24 protein-coding genes are annotated in these 25,697 nt (G+C 67.1%); 10 read left to right on the forward strand and 14 right to left on the reverse strand.

All coding sequences use genetic code 11. The features are described from left to right. Positions 1–26: 26 nt before the first annotated feature. The 5 genes from DIE11_RS02870 to moaC all read right to left on the reverse strand — a co-directional run bounded on the left by DIE11_RS02870 (position 27) and on the right by moaC (position 6,790). On the reverse strand, positions 27–1,304 hold the full coding sequence (locus tag DIE11_RS02870) for a hypothetical protein (protein WP_059607924.1): 1,278 nt from the start codon (positions 1,302–1,304) through the stop codon (positions 27–29). 100 nt (positions 1,305–1,404) lie between these two features. After that, positions 1,405–2,556 carry a hypothetical protein gene (locus DIE11_RS02875; protein ID WP_059607925.1) on the reverse strand — a complete coding sequence of 384 codons (1,152 nt, stop codon included), beginning with the start codon at positions 2,554–2,556 and terminating at the stop codon, positions 1,405–1,407. A 79-nt stretch (positions 2,557–2,635) separates the two neighbouring features. Further along, entirely contained in the window at positions 2,636–3,505 is an 870-nt protein-coding gene (locus tag DIE11_RS02880; protein WP_124621390.1) for a hypothetical protein, read from the reverse strand. Beyond that, positions 3,498–6,185: a type VI secretion system Vgr family protein gene (locus tag DIE11_RS02885; protein ID WP_124621392.1), complete on the reverse strand. Its 2,688-nt coding sequence runs from the start codon at positions 6,183–6,185 to the stop codon at positions 3,498–3,500. Before DIE11_RS02885 ends, DIE11_RS02880 begins: the two co-directional genes overlap by 8 nt. Before the next feature lie 116 nt (positions 6,186–6,301). Continuing rightward, on the reverse strand, positions 6,302–6,790 hold the full coding sequence (moaC, locus tag DIE11_RS02890) for a cyclic pyranopterin monophosphate synthase MoaC (RefSeq protein ID WP_011657821.1): 489 nt from the start codon (positions 6,788–6,790) through the stop codon (positions 6,302–6,304). Between the two features lie 240 nt (positions 6,791–7,030). On the opposite strand from moaC, the gene DIE11_RS02895 reads away from it, so the two are divergent. Then, entirely contained in the window at positions 7,031–8,725 is a 1,695-nt protein-coding gene (locus DIE11_RS02895; protein WP_124621394.1) for a M48 family metalloprotease, read from the forward strand. A gap of 31 nt (positions 8,726–8,756) precedes the next feature. On the opposite strand, the gene DIE11_RS02900 is transcribed toward DIE11_RS02895, so the two are convergent. The 6 genes from DIE11_RS02900 to DIE11_RS02925 all read right to left on the reverse strand — a co-directional run bounded on the left by DIE11_RS02900 (position 8,757) and on the right by DIE11_RS02925 (position 13,334). Next, a complete protein-coding gene (locus tag DIE11_RS02900; protein ID WP_124621396.1) occupies positions 8,757–9,362 on the reverse strand; it encodes a DUF2946 family protein in 606 nt (201 codons plus the stop codon). After that, on the reverse strand, positions 9,355–10,392 hold the full coding sequence (locus DIE11_RS02905; RefSeq protein ID WP_059607929.1) for a hydrolase: 1,038 nt from the start codon (positions 10,390–10,392) through the stop codon (positions 9,355–9,357). Before DIE11_RS02905 ends, DIE11_RS02900 begins: the two co-directional genes overlap by 8 nt. 33 nt (positions 10,393–10,425) lie before the next feature. Beyond that, a complete protein-coding gene (locus DIE11_RS02910) occupies positions 10,426–10,872 on the reverse strand; it encodes a nuclear transport factor 2 family protein (RefSeq protein WP_006749968.1) in 447 nt (148 codons plus the stop codon). Positions 10,873–10,987: 115 nt separating this feature from the next. Further along, the gene (gene waaF / locus DIE11_RS02915; protein WP_059607930.1) at positions 10,988–12,025 is read right to left on the reverse strand and encodes a lipopolysaccharide heptosyltransferase II; all 1,038 of its coding nucleotides are present in this window, start codon (positions 12,023–12,025) and stop codon (positions 10,988–10,990) included. A gap of 140 nt (positions 12,026–12,165) precedes the next feature. Further along, entirely contained in the window at positions 12,166–12,360 is a 195-nt protein-coding gene (locus DIE11_RS02920; RefSeq protein ID WP_006749970.1) for a zinc-finger domain-containing protein, read from the reverse strand. Positions 12,361–12,410: 50 nt separating this feature from the next. Next, positions 12,411–13,334, reverse strand: coding sequence for a branched-chain amino acid transaminase (locus DIE11_RS02925; protein ID WP_059447778.1), 924 nt, complete (start codon positions 13,332–13,334; stop codon positions 12,411–12,413). A 205-nt stretch (positions 13,335–13,539) separates the two neighbouring features. Between DIE11_RS02925 and DIE11_RS02930 the strand changes: the two genes are divergently transcribed. The 3 genes from DIE11_RS02930 to DIE11_RS02940 all read left to right on the forward strand — a co-directional run bounded on the left by DIE11_RS02930 (position 13,540) and on the right by DIE11_RS02940 (position 16,092). Then, the gene (locus DIE11_RS02930) at positions 13,540–14,295 is read left to right on the forward strand and encodes an AzlC family ABC transporter permease (protein ID WP_124621398.1); all 756 of its coding nucleotides are present in this window, start codon (positions 13,540–13,542) and stop codon (positions 14,293–14,295) included. Further along, the gene (locus DIE11_RS02935; protein WP_124621400.1) at positions 14,292–14,615 is read left to right on the forward strand and encodes an AzlD domain-containing protein; all 324 of its coding nucleotides are present in this window, start codon (positions 14,292–14,294) and stop codon (positions 14,613–14,615) included. The genes DIE11_RS02930 and DIE11_RS02935 overlap by 4 nt, the downstream gene beginning before the upstream one ends. A 280-nt stretch (positions 14,616–14,895) precedes the next feature. Then, positions 14,896–16,092, forward strand: coding sequence for a phosphoglycerate kinase (locus tag DIE11_RS02940; RefSeq protein ID WP_006481732.1), 1,197 nt, complete (start codon positions 14,896–14,898; stop codon positions 16,090–16,092). 157 nt (positions 16,093–16,249) lie between these two features. Here the strand turns inward: DIE11_RS02940 and DIE11_RS36785 are convergent, their stop codons facing one another. Then, on the reverse strand, positions 16,250–16,378 hold the full coding sequence (locus tag DIE11_RS36785; RefSeq protein WP_256097633.1) for a hypothetical protein: 129 nt from the start codon (positions 16,376–16,378) through the stop codon (positions 16,250–16,252). On the opposite strand from DIE11_RS36785, the gene pyk reads away from it, so the two are divergent. From pyk to DIE11_RS02970, 6 genes are all read left to right on the forward strand, one after another. Further along, a complete protein-coding gene (gene pyk, locus DIE11_RS02945) occupies positions 16,377–17,813 on the forward strand; it encodes a pyruvate kinase (RefSeq protein ID WP_059607932.1) in 1,437 nt (478 codons plus the stop codon). The two genes, DIE11_RS36785 and pyk, sit on opposite strands and share 2 nt — an antisense overlap. 321 nt (positions 17,814–18,134) lie before the next feature. Then, entirely contained in the window at positions 18,135–19,199 is a 1,065-nt protein-coding gene (fba, locus tag DIE11_RS02950) for a class II fructose-bisphosphate aldolase (RefSeq protein ID WP_014896168.1), read from the forward strand. 219 nt (positions 19,200–19,418) lie between these two features. Then, the gene (locus tag DIE11_RS02955; RefSeq protein ID WP_059684218.1) at positions 19,419–20,309 is read left to right on the forward strand and encodes a phosphoribosylaminoimidazolesuccinocarboxamide synthase; all 891 of its coding nucleotides are present in this window, start codon (positions 19,419–19,421) and stop codon (positions 20,307–20,309) included. Between the two features lie 17 nt (positions 20,310–20,326). Continuing rightward, positions 20,327–20,848, forward strand: a complete 522-nt coding sequence (gene purE, locus DIE11_RS02960) for a 5-(carboxyamino)imidazole ribonucleotide mutase (RefSeq protein WP_006749978.1) — start codon at positions 20,327–20,329, stop codon at positions 20,846–20,848. Between the two features lie 88 nt (positions 20,849–20,936). After that, positions 20,937–22,133 carry a 5-(carboxyamino)imidazole ribonucleotide synthase gene (locus DIE11_RS02965; RefSeq protein WP_124621402.1) on the forward strand — a complete coding sequence of 399 codons (1,197 nt, stop codon included), beginning with the start codon at positions 20,937–20,939 and terminating at the stop codon, positions 22,131–22,133. Positions 22,134–22,144: 11 nt separating this feature from the next. Then, on the forward strand, positions 22,145–23,173 hold the full coding sequence (locus tag DIE11_RS02970) for an L-threonylcarbamoyladenylate synthase (protein ID WP_124621404.1): 1,029 nt from the start codon (positions 22,145–22,147) through the stop codon (positions 23,171–23,173). A gap of 87 nt (positions 23,174–23,260) precedes the next feature. On the opposite strand, the gene DIE11_RS02975 is transcribed toward DIE11_RS02970, so the two are convergent. Further along, positions 23,261–24,403, reverse strand: a complete 1,143-nt coding sequence (locus DIE11_RS02975; RefSeq protein WP_124621406.1) for an SGNH/GDSL hydrolase family protein — start codon at positions 24,401–24,403, stop codon at positions 23,261–23,263. 94 nt (positions 24,404–24,497) lie between these two features. After that, complete coding sequence (locus DIE11_RS02980) at positions 24,498–25,412, reverse strand: sterol desaturase family protein (protein WP_059607937.1); 915 nt, start codon at positions 25,410–25,412, stop codon at positions 24,498–24,500. Positions 25,413–25,697 lie beyond the last annotated feature (285 nt).

Genomic DNA, 25,697 nt, shown 5'->3' on the forward strand with positions numbered 1-25,697 from the left:
AGGGTCTCCGGATGTAGCGAGGGGATTCAGTCTTGTGAGGCGGGGGAATGTCGGATGGGGAATGACAGCTTCTTCAGTCTTTCATCGAGCAGCGAGTAGAGCGTGTTCGTATCCTGGTCGAAGTACCGGTTGTGATAGACGATCCCGTCGGCATTCTGTTTCCAGGTCCTGCCTGCGTCAGTGCTGCTGATCATCAGGGGGATTGGTGGATCGTCGATTGCTTGCCCGGGATCGGTGGCATATACGAGTAACAGGCCGTCGCGGCCCACGTCGAGGCCGTTCACGATGAGCTTCATGTCAAACGTCATCACTTGCCGGACGCGCGCGGGTTGCGTGTCCGTCCACGTCGAAAGCACGCCGGCCCGGCGTGCGCGATCCGGTGCCGTATCTTTGCCGCCCTCGTCGTCGAGGAGAGACAGTGCGTAAAGCGCGTAACCGCTGGTCGTGGCCGGCGTCGAAGCGAGTCGGATGACGGTCTGGTTCGGCAGAACGATATCGGGAACGAACGTCTGCTGATTTGGCGGAAGCCCGTATACGACGCTGCGAGCGGGCCCCGTTGCCGACGGATCGACATGGTAAGCCACTCGCAGGGTGCCGTCGGGACCAAGATTCACCGCTCTGAGGTTGCGCCGACGGCCACTGGGGACGACTGCATCCGGCGGTAGTGCGATCAGTTGCCAGGACTCGCCGCCGTCGGATGTTCGCCGGACGGTGGGGCCGCGGCCAATCGCATAGCCGTGCTGCGCGTCGATGAAGAGCAGGTCGTCGATATCTTCGTGCTCCGGCCATGCCATCTGCGACCAGTGGCGGCCGCCGTCGAGCGATTTCCAGACACGGGTTTGCCGCGAGACGAGGTCGTCCGCGGAATGCTGCGACGTATAGTCCAGCCAGCCGATGCTGATCAAGTGGACCTGACCGTCTCGCGAATGCCACCACGCGGTGTGTTGGCCGGGCGCTTGCAAGAAGCGCTGCAGTCCGTGATCGAGCGTGCCGCGGAAGAAATTCACGGTTCGTCGATTGAGGGTTTCTCCCGCACTGTTCATCCATGCTTCGGTGGGTTCGGCGACCGTCGGAACCTTCCACTCGCCGGCCGGCTTCAGCGTCACGACAGGATCGGCAAACGTGAGCGACATGATTTCGTTGCCGGCGATGTAGAAATCACCCACACCTGCTGGCGGGTCGGACCATGTGATCTGCGACGAAACGGTCTTCCAGTGAGGACCGGTGCTCTCGTAAAACAGATTCAATACGATGCCGCCGATCGCGATGACGGCCAGCCCCTTCAGTCGAGATCGATGGCGCATGGGATTGGCTGAAGTCGATAGAGGAATCTCGTGGCTGGCCGTGCCGCGGACGTCGTTCGTTTCCGCGGACACGGCCTGCGACAAACGCATCGGGCGCCGATCAGAATTGCCGTTTCCGCAGCGTATAGGCGAACACCGAATAGAGCGTGTTCGTTTGTGGATCGAAGTAGCCGCCCTGTGAAGCCTTGTCGGCGGTCTGCTGCCATGTCTTTCCACCGTCGGTGCTGCTGATCGTCAGGTCGATCGGTGCGCCGCCGCCGTTTGCGGTGTTCGGGTCGGTCGCGTGGACCAGCAGGACGCCGTTGCGACCCGCGCTCAGTCCGTTGAGCGTCAGCGGGCTGTCAAACGCATGCAGTTCCTGGATGTGTTCGGGGTGCTCGCTAGTCCAGGTCGAAATGACGCCCGCACCATGACCGCTGCCGGATTCGCCGCTTGTACGCGACAACGCATACAGTGCGTAATTCCGGACGGGGGCCGGCGACGATTCGAGGCTGACGATGACTTGTCCGGGGAGCACCGCTTCCCGGATGAAATCCTGCTGATTCCAATCGAGCCGCCAGACCACCGTTGCCGGTTGCGGATGCTCGGCGTCTTCAACCTGATAGGCAATGCGCAATACACCGTCGGGACCGAGGTTGGTCCCGTCGAAAGTCCGGCGTGGCTTGTCCTGAAGGGCGGCACCCGGCGGTTCCTTGATTTCCTGCCACGATTGCCCGCCGTCCGCCGTTCGCCACACGCGGGGTCCCCATCCGATGGCGTAGCCCCGTTGCGCATCAATGAACAGCAAGCGGTTGATGTTGCGCTCCGTCGGCCATTCGAGCTGGGCCCAGTGCTGGCCACCGTCGCTCGACTTCCAGAGTCGGGTTGTCTGAGGGGACGCACCGTCGACGGTGCGCGGCGCCGCGTAATCCATCCAGCCCGTACTGACGTACAGGATCTGCCAGTCAGGCGAGTACCACCATGACGCGGTCTGGCCCGGTTGCTGGAAGTGGCGCACGGCGCTCCCGTCCAGCGTGCCGCGCAGGAAACTGACGGTCGACCGGTTCAGCCGCTGGTTCGAATCGTCCATCCAAGGTTCGGTGAATTCCGCGAGGTCAGGGTTCTTCTGCTCGCTCTCCGGCTTGAACTTGAGTTCCGGTCGCGCAACCTTCAGTGACATGAAATCGTTGCGTTGCACGCGAAATGCGCCCGCACCGTACGGCTTGTCGTTGCGCATGAATTCGGTCGATACCGTGTCCCACCCTGATGTCATTTCCGTATATCCGTAAATAGCGATCGGGAGAACAAGCACGCATCCCGCGACCCAAAGCCATCGTTTGCCTTTTCGCATGTCACTTCGCCAGCAGCCTTCCGAGCGCCTTGCCGACCGGATCGTCGGCGTCCGATTCCTCGGCTTTTTTCCGGAGAACAGGGATGGCGGAATCGAAAGCCTGCCCCCACGTTCTTCCGTCGCCCCATTCCTGAATGTTCGGCCGCATCCCGATCCTGACGAGATCCATGATCGGCAGGTCGGCCAATCCTCCGTCGAGGTAGGCCATCGGGTGTGTCTTGAATGCAAATTCCTTGAACTTTTCGGTGTTTATTTCCAGCTCGAACTGTGGCCACGTCATATCGACGCTACCGTTTCCCGGCGTCGGGCTGGCCATCTGGATCGTGTTGCCCATCATGTTCTGATTCAACCCGTCTTCCATGTTGACCTGGAGCAGCTTGCGCGCTTTGTTCAGCCACGCTTTCCCTTGGGGGCTGAGGCTCGGATAGAGATTCGCTCCATAGTCGGAGCAGTAGTAGTAGCCGTAGCTGATGTAGTAATCGGGCGGCTTATGTCCGCACCCGATGTGACGCATCATGAAGTTGCCATGACGAGACCAGTCGGAATTCGTGCTGTCTATCTTGATCAATTCTTCACGGCGGTGCAGGAGTCGGTGCGCGACGTCCGAGTCGGTCCACGGATCCCACGATAGGGCGAAACCCTTGATGGTCGACCAGATGCTCGACATGCTGACCTTCTCGACCGTCTCCATATACGCCCCGTGAAGCGGCCGATAGTAGAACGGACAGGTGCCGACGATCCATTTCGGTGCCGGCGTCACATGCTTGTCGCAGATATTGATCGCCACCTTCGGCCGATCCTTGTACCCCGTCGGCGTCAGCATCCCCGAGCCGCTGCCCAGTACGTTGTTGTCCTGTTGTGCGTCAGCCATTCGATTTCCCTAGAAACTTGACGACGACGTCGTGCGGCACGTGGCTCTGCGTGAGCCCCGTCTCACCTGCCGCATTGGTGACGCCTTCCGAGAGCAGCTTGCCGTTCGAGAACATCTGGTATCGCGTGTTCGCTACCGGAATGTCGGTGCCGGCCCAGTGCGCGATGAACGCCTGATCGTAGTTGCCGGTCGAGTTCGGCAGGGTCGGCATCGTCTGCGACAGGTGCGTGGGGCCGCTGAACGCGTGCTGCGCCCCCTTGATGTCGATCTTGCCGGGTGCGTGCACTTCGATGTTGCCGTTCGCGATGCGGATGTACGCGCCGCCGGAGGTCAGCAGGATTTCCTTCGCCGCGGCGCCTTCGATCGACTCGGTTACCGCCATCAGCTTCAGCGCCTTCTGGGCCGTCAGCTCGATGTTGTCCGCGTGCGCCTGCACTTCGACCTTGCCCTTGCCGGCGAATAGCTTGATCCCGGAGTTCTGCGCGAACAGGCTGATCCGGTCGAGGACGCTCGCGATCAGCGACTTTCCGGCGGCCACGTGCGTGCTTTGCCCGCTGACGAGGTTGACGTGCTGGTCCGCGGCAAGCTGCACGGACTGTTGCGTGGACATCCCGATACCGGCCGGGCTGCCGAACAGCATCACCGGCTCCTTGAACGCGTTGGCCGTGCCGGTTCCGCCGCCCGCGGTCCTGCCGCCCGACGTGCCGCCGCTCACGCTGTTCTGCGTCGCGTCGGTGAACTGCTTCAGCGCCGAGTGGCCGTGGTCGAGCGGTTCGGCCTGATGCTGCGCGCCGACCTCCGACATGGCCTCCATCAGGCCTTCTGCACGGACGAGCTGCTGTTGCGTTTCCTGAACGTCGAGCGGCTGGCTCGCCGGCTGCTTCGGGTGCGTCGTGACGTACAGCCCGCGGCTCGCGCGTACGGCGCCGTACGCGTCCGAGCGCAGGTCGAAGCCGCTGCCGAGATAGCTGCCGCGGTTGTTGCCCGCATGGTCGATCAGGTAACCGAGATGCAAGTGCGCGTTGGTCTGGCTGCTGTAGAGGTGCACGCGGTTCTGCGAGGTCGCGTCGTCGAGCACGAGCTGGTTGTAGCCGGCGCCCGCATATTCCTTGGACCGGTATCCGGACAGGATCCCGTTGCTGTGCCACTGCGGGCTCGTCGCGCCGTTGTACAGCTTGCCGACGATGATCGGGCGATCGCAGTCGCCGCCGAGGAAATCGACCAGCACCTCCTCGCCGCTGCGGTGCGGGTGAACGGCCCCATAACCCTTGCCCGAATCCGACGCGGTGGCACGCAGCCAGCACGACGCCTTTTCGTCGCCGTCGTTCAGGCGGTCCCAATGGAAGCGAACCTTGACCCGGTTGAGCGCGTCGGTGTGGATTTCCTCGCCTTTCGGTGCGACGACGATCGCCGATTGCAGGTGCATCGGCGGCTTCGCGTGCTCGAACGGGCTGCGGAACGGTACGGTCGTGCGCTGGGCTTCGACGCGGATCTGAAAGAAGCCTTCGCTGCCGTCGGGATGACGCACGCGCGACTGGGCCGTATCGGTTGCCTGCACGATGCTGCCGACCTCGGCGCGCAGGCTGTGCGGGAAAACCGCCTGTTCGTCGGCAACGGGCAGATTGTTGACGATGACCCACGCCGTCTCGATCACGGCGAATTCGCGCTGCCCGGCATCGTCCTTGTCGTGTTCGGGGTGATCCGCCAGCTCGAAGGTCCGCCCGGCATCCATGCGCCGCACGCCGCCGACGCCATGAAAGCGTTTCGCGCGCGACTCCTGTTCCTCCATCCATATCTTCGACAGATGGTCACCACGGGACTGTTCGAGGTACGTGTACGCACCGGTGTATTCGTAGACCTCGAGCTGCGGCGGCAGGTCACCCTGATTGGCGATCGTCGGCGTATGGGTCGCCTTCGGATTCGCCGCGCTCGGCGGCTGCTTGTAGTCGAACGTGCGTGTGGCGCGGGCGACACTTCGCAGCGTGCGCGTGCCGGAGAACTGGACGAACGTGTCGGCCTCGTCACCCGTGCCCGCATGATGAAAGCGCACCGTTCGCGGCGACAGCGCGGGCAACGCGTCGACGCGGTCGACGACGACGAGCCGGTGCGACTTGCCGTCCTGGTCCTGTTCCCAGAAGCCATACAGGCCTTCCGATTCCATCAGGCGATGCACGAAATTCCAGTCATCCTCGTACTGCATGCAGAACGAGCGGAGCGGCAGCGGCTGGTGGAGCTTGAAGGTGAAGCGACCCTTGGCCTGCGGATGCTGGTTCAGCACGTCGGCAATGATGTCGTCCGCGGACTGGTCCTGCCAGATTCGCTGGTCGCGGCGAAACTTCAGGAAGTGCAGGAACGAAGCGAAGACGATCTGGTAGTGCGTGACGCCGCTGTCCGAGCCGAGCCGGCGGGCGCAATGCACGTAGCCGTGGTGAGGCGCATAAGACTGGTCGGCCTGCAGGATCCACAGCGTGACCGGCTGCGCGATCAGCTTCTTGAGCTCGAGGTTATCGGACACCGACACGGTATCGACCGTGAACTCGAAGTGACGCCCGAGCCGCGATCGGCCGATGACGCGATGCGGCAGCAGCACGTCGGGGCCCACCGGCGTATCCAGTTTGACAAGGCGCTCGTGCTGAACCGGTCCGGCCAGCAATGCGCTTCTTAACGCTTGCGAATTCATCACCCGTGCTCGCTTTTTTTTGTGCTGGGTCGCACGCTCTCCCGTGCGGAATCCGGTAATTGTATGAGATAAACGGGCGGTATCCCGAATTTACCGGCCGACAGGGTGCCGACCGGTCAGCCGGCGGTGTCCTCGGCCTTCCAGTCCCCCGACTTCCCGCCACGCTTTTCTCTCACGCTCACCTCGGTGATCACCATCCCCCGGTCGACCGCCTTGCACATGTCGTACACGGTCAGCAGCCCGACCTGCACGGCGGTCAGCGCTTCCATCTCGACACCGGTGCGCCCGAACGTCTCGACCTGCGCGACGCAGTGCACGCCCGGCAGCGCGTCGTCGAGTTCGAAGTCGACGGCCACGCGCGTCAGCGCGAGCGGATGACACAGCGGAATGAGGTCGGCGGTGCGCTTGGCACCCTGGATCGCGGCGATGCGCGCGACGCCGAGCACGTCGCCTTTCTTCGCCTTGCCGTCGCGGATCAGCGCGAACGTCGCCGGCAGCATCCGGATCGTGCCGCGCGCGATCGCGATGCGTTGCGTTTCCTGCTTGCCGCCGACGTCGACCATGTGCGCGTGGCCGGCGGCGTCGAAATGGGTAAGTCCTGACATGTCCTGCTCCGATCTCTTGTGTCGCGGCCGGTCGATCCACCGCGTCGGGCACCGTGCCGCAACCATCTGCAACGTTTCAACGGGCGCCTATCATAGCAGCGGCCTGCACGACGCCGGGCGTGCAGACGGCGCATCCGCCGCAGCGAACAGTCGCGATCCCGCCGGTACAATGACCAGGATCTTCAGACCAAACGCCGCGATGCGCGCCCGGCGCGCGGGACGCGTCGTCTTCATCCTGCCATGCGTGTCAAACAGTTGCTTGCCGTGTTGCTGTCGACGGCGCTCGTGCTGCCGCCGAGCGGCCATGCACAGCGCCTGTCCGCGCTGCCGCTCGAGCCGGCGGCCGGCGCTTCGCCGTCGATTTCCACGGTGCCTTCCGGCATCGCGACCGGCGTATTCGGCACCTACGGCGGCGCGGAAAGCCGGTTCTCCGGCGGCGACGGCGCGTCCGCGCCGGTCGCGAGCCTGCGTGCACCGCTGCGCGCGCTGGAACTGCCCGACCTCGGCGACGGCTCCGGCGGTTCGCTTACGCCGCAGGCCGAGCGCCGTCTCGGCGAGCGCGTGATGCGCGAGGTGCGGCGCGACCCGGACTATCTCGACGACTGGCTCGCGCGCGACTACCTGAACGCGATCGCGAAGCGGCTCGCGGCCGCGGCGGCGGCGCGCTACATCGGCGGCTACATGCCGGACTTCGAACTGTTCCCGGTGCGAGATCCGCAGATCAACGCGTTCTCGATGCCGGGCGGCTTCATCGGCATCAACAGCGGCCTGGTCGTCACGACGCAGACGGAATCCGAACTCGCATCGGTGGTCGGCCACGAGATGGGCCACGTGCTGCAGCGGCACATCGCGCGGATGATCGGCGCGAACGAGAAGACCGGCTACACGGCCCTCGCGACGATGCTGCTCGGCGTGCTGGCGGGCGTGCTTGCGCGAAGCGGCGATCTCGGCAGCGCGATCGCGATGGGCGGGCAAGCGTTTGCGGTCGACAACCAGCTGCGCTTCTCGCGCTCGGCCGAGCGCGAGGCCGATCGCGTCGGTTTCCAGCTGCTCGCGGGCGCCGGCTACGATCCGTACGGGATGCCGGGCTTCTTCGAGCGGCTCGAGCGCGCGTCGATGGGCGACGCGGGCGTGCCGGCCTATGCGCGCACGCACCCGCTGACGGGTGAACGGATCGCCGACATGGAGGATCGCGCGCGCCGCGCGCCGTACCGGCAGCCGCGCCAGTCGGCCGAATACGGCTTCGTGCGCGCGCGGCTGCGCATTCTGCAGAACCGTGCGCCGAACGACATCGCGGCCGAGGCGCGCCGGATGCAGCTCGAGATCGACGATCGCACGGCGCCGAACGTCGCGGCGAACGAGTACGGGATCGCGCTCGCGAACACGCTGCTCGGCCAGTACGACGCGGCCGACAAGGCGCTCGCGTCGGCCCGCGCCGCCTTCGACGCGCGCGAGCGGCGCGCGGACGATCCGCAGACGAGTTCGCCGAGCCTCGACGTGCTCGCCGCCGACCTCGCCCGCCGCGCGGGCCGGACCGACGACGCGGTGCGGCTCGCGGCGCCCGCGCAGCGGCGCTGGCCGGCGTCGCACGCGGCGATCGTCGCGCACCTGCAGGCGCTGATCGCCGCGCGCCGCTTCGACGAAGCGCAGGCGCTCGCACGCACGCAGGCGAAAGCGGACCCGGAGCAGCCGGACTGGTGGGACTACCTCGCGAAGGCGAGCGACGGCAAGGGCGACGTGCTCGCGCGGCGCCGTGCGCTCGCGGAGAAGCTGGCGCTCGACGGCGCGTGGCCGTCTGCGATTCGCCAGCTGAAGGAGGCGCGCGACGCGAAGGACGTGTCGTTCTACGACCAGTCGATCATCGGCGCGCGGCTGCTGGAATTCGAGGCGCGCTACAAGGAAGAGCGCGAGGAGGAGAAGAACGGCCGCGGATAACGGTCGTCAGGCGGGCAGGGTGAGTTGCGCGTCAGCCCTCGACGCTGCCGTCGCCGCCATCCGATGCGGCGCGGCGAGCCCGCTGCGCGGGACTCGAGACGAAGCCGAACGTCGCCGGCACGTCGGCGCAGGCGAGATTGCCGAGCGACAGCGTGCGCCCGTCGCGCCAGCGCAGCGCGGGTGGCGTCGCGTCGAAGTCCGCATGATCGGCGAACAGGCCCAGGTCGTGGTCGTGCAGTGCCGCGACGCGCGGCGGCGAGCCGGCTGCGCGAAACAGCACGCCGCCGGCGTCGTCGAGCCACGCGGCGTCCGGTTCGAACGGCGCGCCGGTCTGGTCGGCCAGCGCGAGTTGCCCGTCGCGTTCGGCCAGGCGAACGACCCACGGCGTATAGGCGAGCTCGACGTACACGCGCTGCGGCCCGTTCTGGAAGAACCACTGGCCGTGCGGGTCGCAGTCGTAGTTGCGCCCGATGAACGCGTTCAGCGCCGCATGCCGGACCGGCGAGCCGAGTTCGCCCGCGGCCTGCGCGGCCTCGTCGCGCAGCCGCCACTCGCCGCGCCGGTCGAGCAGCAGCCAGCCGGTGCAGTGCGGCACGTTCGGCCATTTGGCGAGGGCCTGCCTGACGATGTCATCCATGGTCGACGAATTTCGAGCAATAGCCGAACACCCGCGCCGACAGCCAGTCGAGGCGGCCGGGGAACGGCCCGGTCATGAATCCCGCGTGGCCGCCGTCGGCGGGCTGGTCGAGCTCGACGGCCGGCGACACGTCGGCGGCGCTGGGCAGCGCGGATTCGGGCAGGAACGGATCGTTGCGGGCGTTGAGGATCAGCGTCGGCACGTCGATCGCGGGCAGCAGCGGGCGCGTCGTGGCCTGGGTCCAGTAGTCGTCGGCGTCGGCGAAGCCGTGCAGCGGCGCGGTCACGACTTCGTCGAAGTCGCGCATCGTCACGGCACGGAGCATTGCGTCGCGGTCGAACAGCCCCGGATATTGGTCGAGCTTCGCGAGCGCCTTGCGCTTCAGCGTCTTCAGGAAGCTGCGCGTGTAGACCATCGCGAAGCCCTGCGACAGCGCGCGGCCGCCCGCATGCACGTCGATCGGCGTCGAGATCGCGGCGGCCGCATGCACGATCGACGTGTCGCTGCGGTGCTCGCCGAGCCAGCGCAGCAGCACGTTGCCGCCGAGCGACACGCCGGCCGCGACGACCGGCCCGCGATGCTGCGCGGCGAGCCGGCGCAGGATCCAGTCGACCTCGGCGCTGTCGGCGAGATGGTAGAAGCGCGGCTGCCGGTTGAGCTCGCCGCTGCAACTGCGAAAGTGCGGGACGACCGCGTGCCAGCCCTTCGCGCGCGCGGCGGCCATCATCGCCAGCGCGTAATGCGAGCCGGAACTGCCTTCGAGGCCGTGGAACAGCACGAAAAGCGGTGCGTCGGGCGGCGGTGCGGCACTGTCGAGATGCGCGACCCAGTCGAGATCGATGAAGTCGTGGTCGGGGGTTTCCCATCGCTCTCGTCGGTACGCGACCGCCGGACGCCGTGCGAACAGCGCTGGCACGATGGTTTGGGCATGGCTGTTCGGCAGCCAGCGCGGTGCGCGATAGCGCAATGAATCGTCGTCGGGGGCCGGGGCCCCGGTCAGCGGCGAGGTGGGCGGAGAAGCCGTACTCATGATCGCCCCGCTAATGCGTTGCTTCGTTCTTCGTCAGTGCAGCGGACCCTGCCCGTGACGGATCTTCGCGGCGAATTGTCCGGCCGCTTGTTCGGGAATCGGGCTCGCGTGAATATGCGCGATGCGCCACTCGCCGCGTTCGTGAATCATCACGTACGTGGCGAAAACCATGTCCGGTTCGGCCGTCAGGTCGGCCTGCTGATGCGCTTCGGCGATGGTGTAGACGACGGTGCCGAGACTGTCGTATACGCGGATGTCGAGCGGTTCGATCGTCACGGGACGCGTCGCGAGGCGGTTCGCCAGCCCGCTGCGGATCTGGTCGAGGCCGTGCAGATGCTCACCGTCGGCCCAGACGCAGCTGGCGAAGTCCTCGTCGATCCACAACCCCAGCAGCGCGTCGAGATTGGCATCGGCGACGGCCTGGTAGTAAGCGTTCAGCGTATCGGCAGCGGCTTCGAAAAGGCGGGCAAAACGTGGCATCGGGGTTATCTCTCGCGCGCGTCGCGCGCCGTATTCAGCACGGCGGCCCGGATGGAGCCGCCGTACACCGGTGAATCGGATTGCCCGGCGCGTCGTGCGACGCTGCCGGTCAGGGTCAGCGCTGCCCGACGAGCATGCCGCGCAAATCGCCGAATACCTGCTCGGGACCGAGTTCGCGCAGGCAGTTCAGATGGCCGAGCGGGCACTCGCGTTCGAAGCAGGGACTGCATTCGAGATGCAACCATTGTACCTTCGCCAGCTCCGACAGCGGAGGGGTGTGGCGCGGATCCGTCGAGCCGTACAGCGCGACGAGCGGCCGGCGCAAGGCGGCCGCGACGTGCATCAGCCCCGAATCGTTGGTCACGACCGCGTTCGCGCGCGCGATCAGCGCGCACGCCTCGGACAGCGACGTCTGCCCGCACAGGTTACGCACGTTCGGCGCGTGGTCGGCGATCGCCTGCGCGGCGGCGGCGTCCTTCTGCGAGCCGAGCGCGACGATCTGCGTGTACGGGAACGACTGGTGGACGATCGTCGCGAGCGTCGCGAAGTGCTCGGGCGGCCAGCGCTTGGCCGGGCCGTATTCCGCGCCGGGGCAGAACACGACGAGCGGCTTGCGCGTATCGAGATTGAAACGTGCGGACACGCGCGCCGTCTCGTTCAGGTCGGCGTCGAGGCGCGGGGCGGGCAGCGTCTTCATCGACTCGGGCAGCTTCGCGCCCGGCGCATACGCGAGCGCCGCGTAGTGGGTCGTCATCGGCGGACGCTCGGCCGACTTGTCGGGGTTCGCGTGCCGCACGTTCAGCAGGCCGTAGCGATGCTCGCCCGTGTAGCCGATCCGCAGCGGGATGTTCGCGAGCCACGGGATCACCGCGGACTTCAGCGAATTCGGCAGCACGTACGCCGCGTCGTAGCCGACGTCACGCAGGTCGGTCGCGAGCTGCCAGCGGCGCAGCAGCTGCAGCTTGCCGTGCGCGAGGTCGGTCGCGTAGACATCGTGGATCTCGGGCATCCGCTCGAGCACGGGCGCGACCCAGGTGGGCGCGACGGCATCGATCGCGATGCGGGGATGGAGCTTTTTCAGCAGCGCAAAAAGCGGCTGCGCCATCAATGCGTCACCGATCCAATTCGGTGCGATAACCAGCGCTCGACGCATCAGGTCGACTTCCGATGTCGTAATGAAGCACGGCGCGCATGCGCCGCGTTCGGGTTGTCAGAACAGGAAAAGGGCGGCGCGCCGGGTTCCGGCTGCGCCGCCTCGCGTGCGGCGGGCCCGCGGGCCCGGCCGGCCGGGGCTCAGTGGCCCTTGACCACCTCGCCGTCGCGCAGCTTGTAGCGCGTGCCGCAGTACGGGCAGCGTGCCTCGCCGTGCGACACGTCGATGAAGACGCGCGGGTGCGCACTCCAGCGCGCCATGGCCGGGTTCGGGCAGTAGGCGGGGAGATCCTTGGCCGTCAGCTCGACCAGCGGCATTTCCTTGATTTCACTCATGAGACTTTCTCTTATCACTCTTTTGTGGGGCGGTCGGTGGCGCGGCGCACTCAGACTTTCGTCAGCCAGTGCGCGTACTTCGCGTTCTTGCCCGACACGATATCGAAAAATGCCGACTGGAGCTTTTCCGTGACCGGGCCGCGGGCGCCGCTGCCGATCGTGCGGTTGTCGAGCTCGCGGATCGGCGTGACTTCGGCGGCCGTGCCCGTGAAGAACGCTTCGTCGGCCGTGTAGACCTCGTCGCGCGTGATGCGCTTCTCGATCACCTCGATGCCGGCGTCCTTCGCGAGCGTGATGATCGTGTCGCGCGTGATGCCGTCGAGGCACGACGACAGGTCGGGCGTGTACAGCTTGCCGTTGTTCACCAGGAAGAAGTTCTCGCCGGAGCCTTCCGACACGTAGCCGTCGACGTCGAGCAGCAGCGCTTCGTCGTAGCCGTCGGCGGTCGCTTCCTGGTTCGCGAGGATCGAGTTCACGTACCAGCCCGACGCCTTCGCGCGCACCATGGACACGTTCACGTGGTGGCGCGTGAACGACGACGTCTTCACGCGGATACCCTTCGCGAGGCCGTCCTCGCCGAGGTATGCGCCCCACGGCCATGCGGCGATCGCGACGTGGATCGTGTTGCCCTTCGCCGACACGCCGAGCTTTTCCGAGCCGACCCAGATGATCGGGCGCAGGTAGCACGACTCGAGCTTGTTCTCGCGCACGACTTCGAGCTGCGCGGCTTCGAGCGTTTCGCGGTCGAACGGCACGTCCATCTGGAAGATCTTCGCCGAATTCAGCAGACGTTTGGTGTGCTCGCGCAGACGGAAGATGGCGGTGCTGCCGTCGGCCGTCTTGTACGCACGCACGCCCTCGAAGACGCCCATGCCGTAGTGCAGCGTATGGGTCAGGACGTGGATCTTGGCGTCGCGCCAGTCGATCAGCTTGCCGTCCATCCAGATCTTGCCGTCGCGGTCGGCCATTGACATAGGATTCTCCTGGGAAGCGGTTGTACAGCGGGTTGTGTGCAGCATTGAGCCGGAAAGACGCTTATTTTAGCGTCATTTGAAGGCGATCCGGTCGGTCGGCACAGGGCCGGCGCTATAATCGCCCGGTACCGATTCCAATAACGACGGGTCGTACCGGCAGGAGGCGCCGGCGGCCCGACGAACCGCCCGCCGCGGCCCGTTTCCCATGCTCGCTCGATTCTCCGCCACCGACCGCTTCGCGCTGATCCAGGGCGCGCGCGACTATTCCCCGACACTGATGGCGATCCTGTCCTGGGGGCTCGTCACCGGGGTCGCGATGAGCAAGTCGGTGATGACGCTCGGGCAGGCGAGCGCGATGTCGATCTTCGTCTATGCGGGCTCGTCGCAGCTCGCGGTGCTGCCGCTTCTCGTCGCGAAGCTGCCGATCTGGACGATCCTGCTCACGGCGACGATGGTCAACATGCGCTTCGTGATCTTCAGCGCCGGGCTTGCGCCCCATTTTTCCTACCTGCCGCTGTGGCGGCGCCTCGCGATTGGCTATTTCAACGGCGACGTGATCTACCTGCTGTTCCAGAAACAGGGCTTCGCATACGGCCACGTGCCGGGCAAGGAGGCCTATTTCTGGGGGATGGCGCTCGCCAGCTGGGCGTCGTGGCAGGTGTCGTCGCTCGCCGGCATCCTGCTCGCGAGCTTCGTTCCCGCGAGCTGGGGGCTGGAGCTGGCCGGCACGCTCGCGCTGCTTCCGATCATGGTGTCGGCGGTCGCGAACCGCTCGACGCTCGCGGCCGTCGTGGTGGCGGGCATCGTGTCGCTGATCGCGTTCGACCTGCCGTACCGGCTCGCGCTGCCGATCGCGGTGCTGGCCGCGCTCGCGGCCGGGTGCACGGCCGATTTCTTCGTCGAACGCGCCGACTGGCGCCGCATCCGCACCGAAACCGTGCACGAAAAGGAAATCGAATGAGCGCGACGGAAATCTGGATCGTGATCGTCGGGATGACGATCGTCACGGCCGTCACGCGCGCGCTGTTCCTGATCGGCGGCGAACGCACCGTGCTGCCCGAGCGCGCGCAGCGCGCGCTGCGCTACGCGCCGGCCGCCGCGCTCGTCGCGGTCGTGCTGCCCGACGTGCTCGAAACGCCCGCCGGGCTGTCGTTCGCGCTGTCCAACCATCCGTTCTACGGCGCGCTCGCGGGTCTCGGCTGGTTTTTGTGGCGGCGCAGCATGCTCGGCACGATCATCGTCGGGATGCTCGTTTTCACCGTGCTGCGGCTGATCTTCTGACGAATCGCCGTGCCCGCCCACCGGGTGCCGGCCGCTGGCGAGCACCTATTGTTGCGTTGCGGAAACGTGTTGACGGCCGTGCGCGATCCCAAATAGGCGGAATTCGCCGCCGCACGGGTCAGTCTGCCGGGTGGATCGGCTAGAATGCCCGTTCGAGATTTTTTACCCGTGCGCGTCATGCGAACCGCCAGCCACGGCCGCATCCGGCGCCCTTTCGCGGCAGCCCGCGCACGTCCAGCGTGAACCCCCTTTCCCCATCCACTACTTCAATCTGTTCAACATGAGCCAAGTCAAGCGTCTTACCGACCTGATCGCCGCCGGCCAGCTCGCCGGCAAGCGGGTGTTCATCCGCGCCGACCTGAACGTCCCGCAGGACGATCACGGCAACATCACCGAAGACACGCGCGTGCGCGCGTCCGTGCCGGCCATCCAGGCCGCGCTCGACGCCGGCGCGGCCGTGATGGTCACGTCGCACCTCGGTCGTCCGACCGAAGGCGAATTCAAGCCGGAAGATTCGCTCGCGCCGGTCGCGAAGCGCCTCGCCGAGTTGCTCGGCCGCGACGTGCCGCTCGTCTCGAACTGGGTCGAGAACGGCGTGAACGTCGCGCCGGGCCAGGTCGTGCTGCTCGAGAACTGCCGCGTGAACAAGGGCGAGAAGAAGAATTCGGACGAGCTCGCGCAAAAGATGGCGAAGCTCTGCGACGTCTACGTGAACGACGCGTTCGGCACCGCGCACCGCGCGGAAGCGACCACGCACGGGATCGCGAAGTATGCGCCGGTCGCGTGCGCGGGCCCGCTGCTGGCCGCCGAACTCGACGCACTGGGCAAGGCGCTCGGCAACCCGGCTCGCCCGCTGGTGGCGATCGTCGCCGGTTCGAAGGTGTCGACCAAGCTGACGATTCTCAAGTCGCTGGCCGGCAAGGTCGACCAGCTGATCGTCGGCGGCGGCATCGCGAACACGTTCATGCTCGCGGCCGGCCTGTCGATCGGCAAGTCGCTCGCGGAAGCCGATCTCGTCGCCGAGGCGAAGGCGATCATCGACGAAGCGCGCGAGCGCGGCGCGTCGGTGCCGATCCCGACCGACGTCGTGACGGCCAAGGAATTCTCGCCGACGGCCGCGGCCACGGTGAAGCAGGTCGCCGACATCGAAGCGGACGACATGATCCTCGACATCGGCCCCGATACGGCCAAGGCGCTCGCGAGCCAGCTCGAGAAGGCCGGCACGATCGTGTGGAACGGCCCGGTCGGCGTGTTCGAGTTCGACCAGTTCGGCAACGGCACCAAGACGCTCGCGGAAGCGATCGCGAAATCGTCCGCGTTCTCGATCGCGGGCGGCGGCGACACGCTCGCGGCCATCGCGAAGTACGGCATCCATGACCAGGTCAGCTACATCTCGACGGGCGGCGGCGCCTTCCTCGAGTTCCTCGAGGGGAAGAAGCTGCCGGCGGTGGAAGTGCTGGAAACGCGGGCGGCCTGAGCGTGGCGGCGCGCGCAGGGGTGACGAGGGCCGCGCGCTCCGCGAAAGCGGAGCAGCCGGCCGGCGCGGGCAAGCGCAAACGCGCGCCCGCGCGGGCGAACTCGACCCCGCGCGCACCGGCGGCCGCCGGCGACGCGGCCGTGCAGCACCACGAAATTCAGAACAAAGCGATGCCGGGCGCAAGCACCGGCACGCCCCCCGGAACGGCCGCCGCTGGGCCCGCCGATTCCGGCTCTCGCAGCGTTTCACCCAGCGCATCCACCTTGATCCAGATGAGGAGTTTCATGCAGCGCGCCACCAAGATAGTCGCCACGATCGGCCCGGCTTCCAGTTCGCCGGAGATTCTGCTGCAGATGATGCAGGCGGGCCTCGACGTCGTGCGGCTCAACTTTTCGCACGGCACGGCCGACGATCACCGCCAGCGCGCCGAGATGGTGCGCGAGGCCGCCCGCAAGGTCGGCCGCGAGATCGCGATCATGGCGGACCTCCAGGGCCCGAAGATCCGCGTCGGCAAGTTCGAGAACGGCAAGACGACCCTCGTGCCGGGCCAGGCCTTCATCCTCGACGCGGGCTGTGAGCTCGGCAACGACGAGCGCGTCGGCCTCGACTACAAGGAACTGCCGCGCGACCTGAAGCCGGGCGATCTGCTGCTGCTGAACGACGGCCTGATCGTGCTGACCGTCGAGCGCGTGCTCGGCGAAGAGATCCACACGATCGTCAAGGTGGGCGGCGAGCTGTCGAACAACAAGGGGATCAACCGCCAGGGCGGCGGCCTGTCGGCGCCCGCGCTGACCGCGAAGGACATGGAGGACATCCGCACGGCGATGTCGCTCGGCGCGGATCTGGTCGCGGTGTCGTTCCCGAAGAACGCCACCGACATGGAAATGGCGCGCCAGCTCGCGAATATCGCGGGCGCGCCGTACGGCATCAAGCCGAAGATGATCGCGAAGATCGAGCGCGCGGAGGCGATTCCGGCGCTGCAGAGCATTCTCGACGCGTCCGACGGCATCATGGTCGCGCGCGGCGACCTCGCGGTGGAAGTCGGCAACGCGGCCGTGCCGGCGCTGCAGAAGCGGATGATCCGGATGGCGCGTGAGTCGAACAAGCTCGTGATCACCGCGACGCAAATGATGGAGTCGATGATCCACGCGCCGGTGCCGACCCGCGCGGAAGTGTCGGACGTCGCGAACGCGGTGCTCGACGGCACCGACGCGGTGATGCTGTCGGCCGAGACGGCCGCCGGCAAGTACCCGGTCGTCACGATCGAGACGATGGCGGCCGTGTGTGTCGAGGCGGAAAAGTCGGAACACGTCGAGCTGGACAAGGATTTCCTCGACCGCACGTTCACTCGGATCGATCAGTCGATCGCGATGGGCGCGCTGTTCACTGCGTACCACCTGGGCGCGAAGGCGATCATCGCGCTGACCGAATCGGGCGCGACCGCGCTGTGGATGTCGCGCCACTACACGCACGTGCCGATCTTCGCGCTGACGCCGCGCGTCGGCAGCGAGCGCACGATGGCGCTGTACCGCAACGTGACGCCGCTGCACGTCGACTTCAACAGCGATCGCGATTCGGCGCTGCAGGCGGCGCTGGAGCTCGTCGTCAAGCAGGGCTACGTGCAGCATGGCGACATGGTCGTGCTGACCGTCGGCGAGCCGATGGGGCAGGCGGGCGGCACCAACACGCTGAAGATCGTGCGGGTCGGCGAGCATTATTGAGCGCCGGCATGCATCGGGCCGGTCTGTTCGGTCCGTTGGCCGGTTCACCGGCCGCCCGAGCCGATCGGGCACCATTTTTTTGACGAAAGCCGCGCGGGGTCCGATGCCCCGCGCGGCTTTTTTTCTGTTTTTTGCCTGGATTGTGCCGTGCGAAGGTAACAAATTGCGAGTACGCGCCACCGGCCGGTCGGAATCGGAGGCGCTTCGCGATAAAATGCGGCTATTCGACGCTCAGCCGCGCCGTGCCGCCCCGGTTTCGACGGGGAGCGAGCGCCGCGCCGGCGTCAGGGCGCACCGGTTTTCATTCCAAGGAGTTCCACAATGCCTCTCGTATCAATGCGTCAATTGCTGGACCACGCGGCAGAGCACGGTTACGGCCTGCCGGCCTTCAACGTGAACAACCTGGAGCAGGTCCAGGCGATCATGGCGGCGGCGGATCAGGTCGGCGCGCCCGTGATCATGCAGGCATCGGCCGGCGCGCGTAAGTACGCGGGCGAGCCGTTCCTGCGCCACCTGATCGAAGCGGCGGTCGAGTCGTATCCGCACATCCCGGTCGTGATGCACCAGGACCACGGCCAGTCGCCGGCCGTGTGCATGGGCGCGATCCGCAGCGGCTTCACCAGCGTGATGATGGACGGTTCGCTCGAAGCCGACGGCAAGACGGTCGCCTCGTACGAATACAACGTCGACGTGTCGCGCAAGGTCGTCGAGATGGCGCACTCGATCGGCGTGACGGTCGAAGCCGAACTCGGCGTGCTCGGCTCGCTCGAGACGATGAAGGGCGACAAGGAAGACGGCCATGGCGCGGAAGGCACGATGACCCGCGAGCAACTGCTGACCGATCCGGAGCAGGCCGCCGACTTCGTGAAGCTCACGCAGTGCGACGCGCTCGCGATCGCGATCGGTACGTCGCACGGCGCGTACAAGTTCTCGAAGAAGCCGACGGGCGACATCCTGTCGATCCAGCGCATCAAGGAAATTCACGCACGCATCCCGAACACGCACCTGGTGATGCACGGTTCGTCGTCGGTGCCGCAGGAACTGCTGGCCGAGATCCGCGAATTCGGCGGCGACATGAAGGAAACCTACGGCGTGCCGGTCGAGGAAATCCAGGAAGGCATCAAGCACGGCGTGCGCAAGATCAACATCGACACCGACCTGCGTCTCGCGATCACCGGCGCGATCCGCCGCTACCTGTTCGAGAACCCGGGCAAGTTCGATCCGCGCGACTACCTGAAGCCCGCGCGTGAAGCGGCGAAGCAGGTGTGTGTCGACCGCTACCTCGCGTTCGGCTGCGAAGGCCAGGCCGCGAAGATCAAGCCGGTGTCGCTCGACAAGATCGCCGAGCAGTACAAGTCCGGCGCACTCGCGCAGGTTGTGCGCTGAGATGTAGTACGATTGCCGCGCCGAAAGGCTGAGGCAAGGCTGTCCGGCCGGATTTGATCCGGCCCCGCAGCCGCTCCGTCCGGCCGAACGAGGGCCGGCCGGCAACCGCCCGGGCGCTGTCGCCCGCCGGTTCGCCGACGCATTGCAAGACCGCCGTTCCCGCCTGCCGCGGGGAACGGCGTTTCCCTTTTTGTTTGGCTCCTTATCTGCGAAAAGACGATGTCTACCCTTTACGAATCCACGCTCCGCTCGCTGCCGCTCCTCGGTCGCGGCAAGGTCCGCGACAACTACGCGGTCGGCAACGACAAGCTCCTGATCGTCACGACGGATCGCCTGTCGGCATTCGACGTGATCATGGGGGAGCCGATTCCGAACAAGGGTCGCGTGTTGAACCAGATGGCGAACTTCTGGTTCGACAAGCTCGCGCACATCGTGCCGAACCACCTGACGGGCGACGCGCCGGAAGCGGTCGTCTCGGCGGACGAGGTCGAGCAGGTCAAGGGGCGCGGCGTGGTCGTCAAGCGTCTCGAGCCGATCATGATCGAGGCGGTCGTGCGCGGCTACCTGGCGGGCAGCGGCTGGAAGGAATACCAGGCGTCGGGCGCCGTGTGCGGCGTGAAGCTGCCGGAAGGCCTGCAGAACGCGCAGAAGCTGCCCGAGCCGATCTTCACGCCGGCCGCGAAGGCCGAGATGGGCGAGCACGACGAGAACATCACGTTCGAGGAAACCGAGCGCCGAATCGGCACCGAGCTGGCCGCGACGATCCGCGACATCTCGATCCGCCTGTACAAGGAAGCGGCCGATTACGCGGCGACGCGCGGCATCATCATCGCCGACACAAAGTTCGAATTCGGCCTCGACAATCACGGCAAGCTGTACCTGATGGACGAGGTGCTGACGGCCGATTCGTCGCGCTTCTGGCCGGCCGACCAGTACCAGGTCGGCACCAACCCGCCGTCGTTCGACAAGCAGTTCGTGCGCGACTGGCTCGAGGCGCAGCCGTGGGGCAAGACCGCGCCGGCACCGGCACTGCCGGCCGACGTCATCGAGAAGACGGCCGCGAAGTACCAGGAAGCGCTCGAGCGCATCACCGGCCAGCCGCTCGCCTGAAGGAAGGAACGCACGAAATGAGTGAAGTCCAGACTGCCCACACGCACAGCGCGCCGCTCATCGGCGTGCTGATGGGTTCGAGTTCCGACTGGGACGTGATGAAGAATGCGGTCGCGATCCTGCAGGAATTCGGCGTGCCGTACGAAGCGAAGGTCGTGTCCGCGCACCGGATGCCCGACGAGATGTTCGACTATGCGGAGAAGGCGCGCGAGCGCGGACTGCGCGCGATCATCGCGGGCGCCGGCGGTGCCGCGCACCTGCCCGGCATGCTGGCCGCGAAAACCACGGTGCCGGTGCTCGGCGTACCGGTCGCGAGCAAGTACCTGAAGGGCGTCGATTCGCTGCACTCGATCGTGCAGATGCCGAAGGGCGTGCCGGTCGCGACCTTTGCGATCGGCGAGGCCGGCGCTGCGAATGCCGCTCTGTTCGCGGTGTCGATCCTGTCCGGCACGTCGGTCGACTACGCGAACCGGCTCGCCGCGTTCCGCGTGCGACAGAACGAAGCCGCGCACGCGATGGTGCTGCCGCCGCTCGCATGACGGCGCACCGGCGGCCGCACTGCCATTCGCGCGGCCGCCTGATCCTCATCACTGCGGCGGGCGGCGCCCGCCGCGACCGAACACTGACATGACCGCAACTCCTGATTCCGTTTCCCCGATCCTGCCCGGCGCGTGGCTGGGCATGGTCGGCGGTGGCCAGCTCGGCCGCATGTTCTGCTTTGCCGCCCAGTCGATGGGCTATCGCGTCGCCGTGCTCGATCCCGATCCGACGAGCCCCGCCGGCGCGGTCGCCGACCGTCACCTGCGCGCGGCCTACGACGACGAAGCGGCGCTCGCCGAACTGGCCGCGCTGTGCGAGGCCGTGTCGACGGAATTCGAGAACGTGCCGGCCGCGAGCCTCGATTTCCTCGCGCGCACGACGTTCGTTGCACCGGCCGGCCGCTGCGTCGCGGTCGCGCAGGACCGGATCGCGGAGAAGCGTTTCATCGAGGCGTCGGGCGTGCCGGTCGCACCGCACGTCGTGATCGAATCGGCGGCGGCGCTCGCCGCGCTCGACGACGCCGCGCTCGACGCGGTGCTGCCGGGCATCCTGAAGACGGCGCGCCTCGGTTACGACGGCAAGGGCCAGGTGCGCGTGAGCACCGCGCGGGAAGCGCGCGACGCGCATGCGTCGCTCGGCGGCGTGCCGTGCGTGCTCGAAAAGCGCCTGCCGCTGAAATACGAAGTGTCCGCGCTGATCGCGCGCGGCGCGGACGGCCGCTCGGCCGCATTCCCGCTCGCGCAGAACGTGCATCACAACGGCATCCTCGCGCTGACCGTCGTGCCGGCCCCGGCCGCCGATGCCGCACGCGTCGAGGAGGCGCAGCAGGCAGCCGTCCGGATCGCCGATACGCTCGGCTACGTCGGCGTGCTCTGCGTCGAATTCTTCGTGCTGGAAGACGGCTCGTTCGTCGCGAACGAAATGGCGCCACGCCCGCACAACTCCGGCCACTATACGGTCGATGCGTGCGCAACGAGCCAGTTCGAGCAGCAGGTGCGCGCGATGACGCGCATGCCGCTCGGCAACCCGCGCCAGCATTCGCCGGCCGCGATGCTGAACATCCTCGGCGACGTGTGGTTCCCGAACGGTGGCGCAGCCGACGCCGTCACGCCGCCGTGGGACACGGTCGCCGCCATGCCGGCCGCGCACCTGCACCTGTACGGCAAGGAAGAAGCGCGCGTCGGGCGCAAGATGGGCCACGTGAACTTCACGGCCGAGACGCGCGACGATGCCGTCGCTGCCGCCACCGCGTGCGCGCAGCTGCTGCGCGTGCCGCTCGACTGAGGCGCCAGCCGATGTCCATCGATCTCCCGACCTCCGTGACGCCCGCGCAGATCGACGCGGCTGCCGCGCTGCTCGACGCGGGGCAACTCGTCGCATTCCCGACCGAAACCGTGTACGGGCTCGGCGGCGACGCGGCGAATCCCGAGGCCGTCGCGCGCATCTACGCGGCGAAGGGGCGCCCGGCGAACCATCCGGTGATCGTGCACCTGCCGCCCGGCGGCGATCCCGGTTACTGGGCCGAAGACCTGCCGGCCGATGCGCAGGCGCTGATCGATGCATTCTGGCCGGGCCCGCTGACGCTGATCCTGAAGCGCCATGCGCGCATTCCGGACGCCGTGAGCGGCGGCCAGGATTCGGTCGGCCTGCGCTGTCCGTCGCATCCGGTCGCGCAGGCGCTGCTGGCCGCGTTCAGCGCGCGGCGCGGCGGCCACGGCGGCGTCGCCGCCCCGTCCGCGAACCGCTTCGGCCACGTGAGCCCGACCACCGCTCAACACGTGCGCGACGAATTCGGCGACACCGTGCACGTGCTCGATGGCGGCCCGTCGGAAGTCGGCATCGAATCGACGATCCTCGACCTGTCGCGCGGCTTCCCGGCGCTGCTGCGCCCGGGCCACGTGACGCCGCAGCAGATTGCCGACGTGCTCGGCCGCGCGCCGCGCCTGCCCGACGGCAGCGACGCGACCGCGCCGCGCGCGTCGGGCACGCTGAAGGCCCATTACGCGCCGCGCACGCCGCTCGCGCTGCTGCCGTTCGATGCACTCGAGCCGCTGCTCGCTGCCGCGCAGACCGACGGCGAACGTGTCGCGCTCGTCGCACGCGCGTCGCGCGCGGGACGCTGGGCGCACGCCGACGGCGTGCATTTCGTCGCGGCGCCGGAAGATCCGCAGGCGTATGCGCGCGACCTGTACGGCATGCTGCGCGCGCTCGACCGCGCGCAGGTCGCACGTATCCTCGTCGAGAAACTGCCCGAGACCGTCGAATGGATCGCGGTCAACGATCGCCTCGGTCGTGCGGCCGCCGCGTTCGAAGCGCGCGACTGACGCAGCCGTTCGTATCCGCTCGTGAAATGAAAAACGCCCGACCGGCGAACCGGTCGGGCGTTTTCGTTTGTGCGCGTGGCGTTCGGCTTACTTGCCGACGCCCGAGGCCGCGATCTGCTGCTCGACGTACTGCGCGAACAGCGCGTGCAAGCGCGTCGTCGGGTGGACCAAGTCGGCGAACATGTAGGTCTGGTCCGCGTTGGCGGTCGTGTAGGTCTGCGGCGAGCAGAACAGCGACGAGCCGAAGGCGGTTGCATCCGCGACGCCGTACTGGGTCGCCGCCGCGACCATCGCCTTCAGGTTGCATGCGGTGTCGGTGTTCGACACGCTGAAGCCGTTCGCCTGGTAGTTGGCCGCGATGCCGTCCTGCCACTTGAACGCGTCGACCACGGCGTACTTCGTCGTGTCGACCTTCAGCGCGGCGAGCGTGCCGACCAGCGTCTGGTTGAACAGCCCCGACAGTTGCGTGAATGCGGCCTGCGTCTGCGCGCCGCCCTGCAGCGCGAGCGGTGTGCCGCCGATGTCCGGCACCGTCGCGACGAACACGTGCGACGCGCCCGCCGCGACGATCTGCTGGACGATGCCGCCGAGCTGCTGCGCGGCGAGGCCGATCGCCTGCGCGGCCGCGAGCTGCGCGGCCGGCGTGTTGCCCTGCGCCTGCGCGACCTGTGCCTGATAGAAGATGTCGTTGGCGCCGCCGTTGACCAGCACGATCTGGCCCGCGTTGAAGCTGCCGTGCTGCGTCAGGTATTGCTTGACCTGGTCGGCGATCGGCGTCGTCGTGGCCTGTGCGTAGTCGGCGTTCGGCACGCTCGAGGCCGCGTGGCCGAGACCCGGTTGCTGCGTCACGCGCGAGCCGCCCTGCGCGTAGCCGAGGCCGCCCGTGGCCTGCAGCGGAATGCCGAAGCCGCCCTGGTTCGCGGGCTGCAGCGTGTCGCCGTAATACTGCGCGACGTTCTGCGTCCACACCTGGCCGGGGTTGGTCGTGAAGCGGCCGCCGCCGAAGCCGAGCTTGATCTGCGAGTAGGTGCCGGCGTCCGACAGGCTGTCGCCGAACGACACGACCTGCATCTTCACGCCGGACGGCGGCGTGTTCGACGCGCTGCTGTTGTTGTCGTCACCGCCGCCGCACGCGGCGAGCAGGGCGAGCGCGGCACCCGCGATCGCGACCTGCACGGTGCGCAGCAGGCGTTGACGGTTGCGCGACGGGAATTGTTGTTGTGACTGCATCGTTCGATCTCCTCGTAGATATGGCCCGATGTGTTTCTCATCTGCCGCGCGCCTGCTCGGATCCGGGCTGCGCGGCGGCCGTTGGCTGAAACGGTTATTGGTCGCGCACGGCCGCAAGCGGCACGGTGCGCGGATCGTGGTTTGCGGCCTCGGCAATCTGCGCATGATAAGCGCTCGCCCATTCGGGCGGGCCGAAAATCGCGCGCAGCTTGTTGCGCCATCCGTGGACGCGCAACGCGTCGGCCGCCATCGACACCCACTCGTGAAACGTCGCGACGAGCGGGTTGTTCGAGCCGAGCGGCTCGACGATTCCGTATTGCGGCGGATCGTCGGGCGACTCCTCGACGTAGCTGCCGAACAGGCGATCCCAGATCACGAGCACACCTGCGTAATTGCGGTCGATGTAGCGGGGGTTGCGTGCATGGTGCGCGCGATGGATCGACGGCGTGTTGAGCACGTATTCGAGCCAGCCGAGCTTGCCGATCGCCTGCGTGTGCACGAAGAACTGGAACGCGAGGTTGATCAGCACGATGCCGACGATCTGCTGCGGCGGAAAGCCGACGAACGCGAGCGGCAGCCAGAACGCCCACATGCCTGCGACGGGATACATCAGGCTCTGCCGGAACGCGGTCGAGAAATTCATCCGCTCGGACGAGTGATGCACGACGTGCGCGGCCCACAGCCAGCGCACGCGATGGCTCGCGCGATGGAACACGTAGTAGAGGAAGTCCTGGCCGACGAACAGCACGGCGAACGACAGCCAGCCGTCGTGCCACGTGAACAGCCGGAAATGTGCGTAGCAGTACGCATAAACGGGGATCACGAACAGCCACGCGAGCTTGTCGGCGCCCTGGTGCATCAGTGCGAGCGCCGCGTTGCACAGCGTGTCGCGCCACGCATAGACATGGTCCTGCGCACGCGTGCGGGCGAGGTGCCAGGCTTCCCACGCGATGCAGAGCAGGAAGACGGGCGCCAGCGCGAGCAGAAGCAATTCGACGTCGAATCGCATGGACGTGTCTCCTCCTTTCCCCTGCAAGCCGTGAGGCCGGGCGTACGGCCCGTTGTAGATATCGGTCAGGCCAACAGCCTACGCAATCGCCACGCGCTAGGCGAGGGGGCAGCGTAGAGGGTTCCCTCTGAGGACAGGGTTTCTACGGAAGTCATGCGGAACGGGGCCTCGCGGTGCGGCCCCGTTTTACGGGCACATCTGGCGGGCAGTGCGCGGCGCGCCGGCGGCCGAGGCCGTTTCAAACCGCACGGGGCGAAATCCCCAAGGGCGGGGCGCCCGATGCAC

The organism is Burkholderia sp. Bp9012 (assembly GCF_003853825.1).
GTDB lineage: Bacteria > Pseudomonadota > Gammaproteobacteria > Burkholderiales > Burkholderiaceae > Burkholderia > Burkholderia diffusa.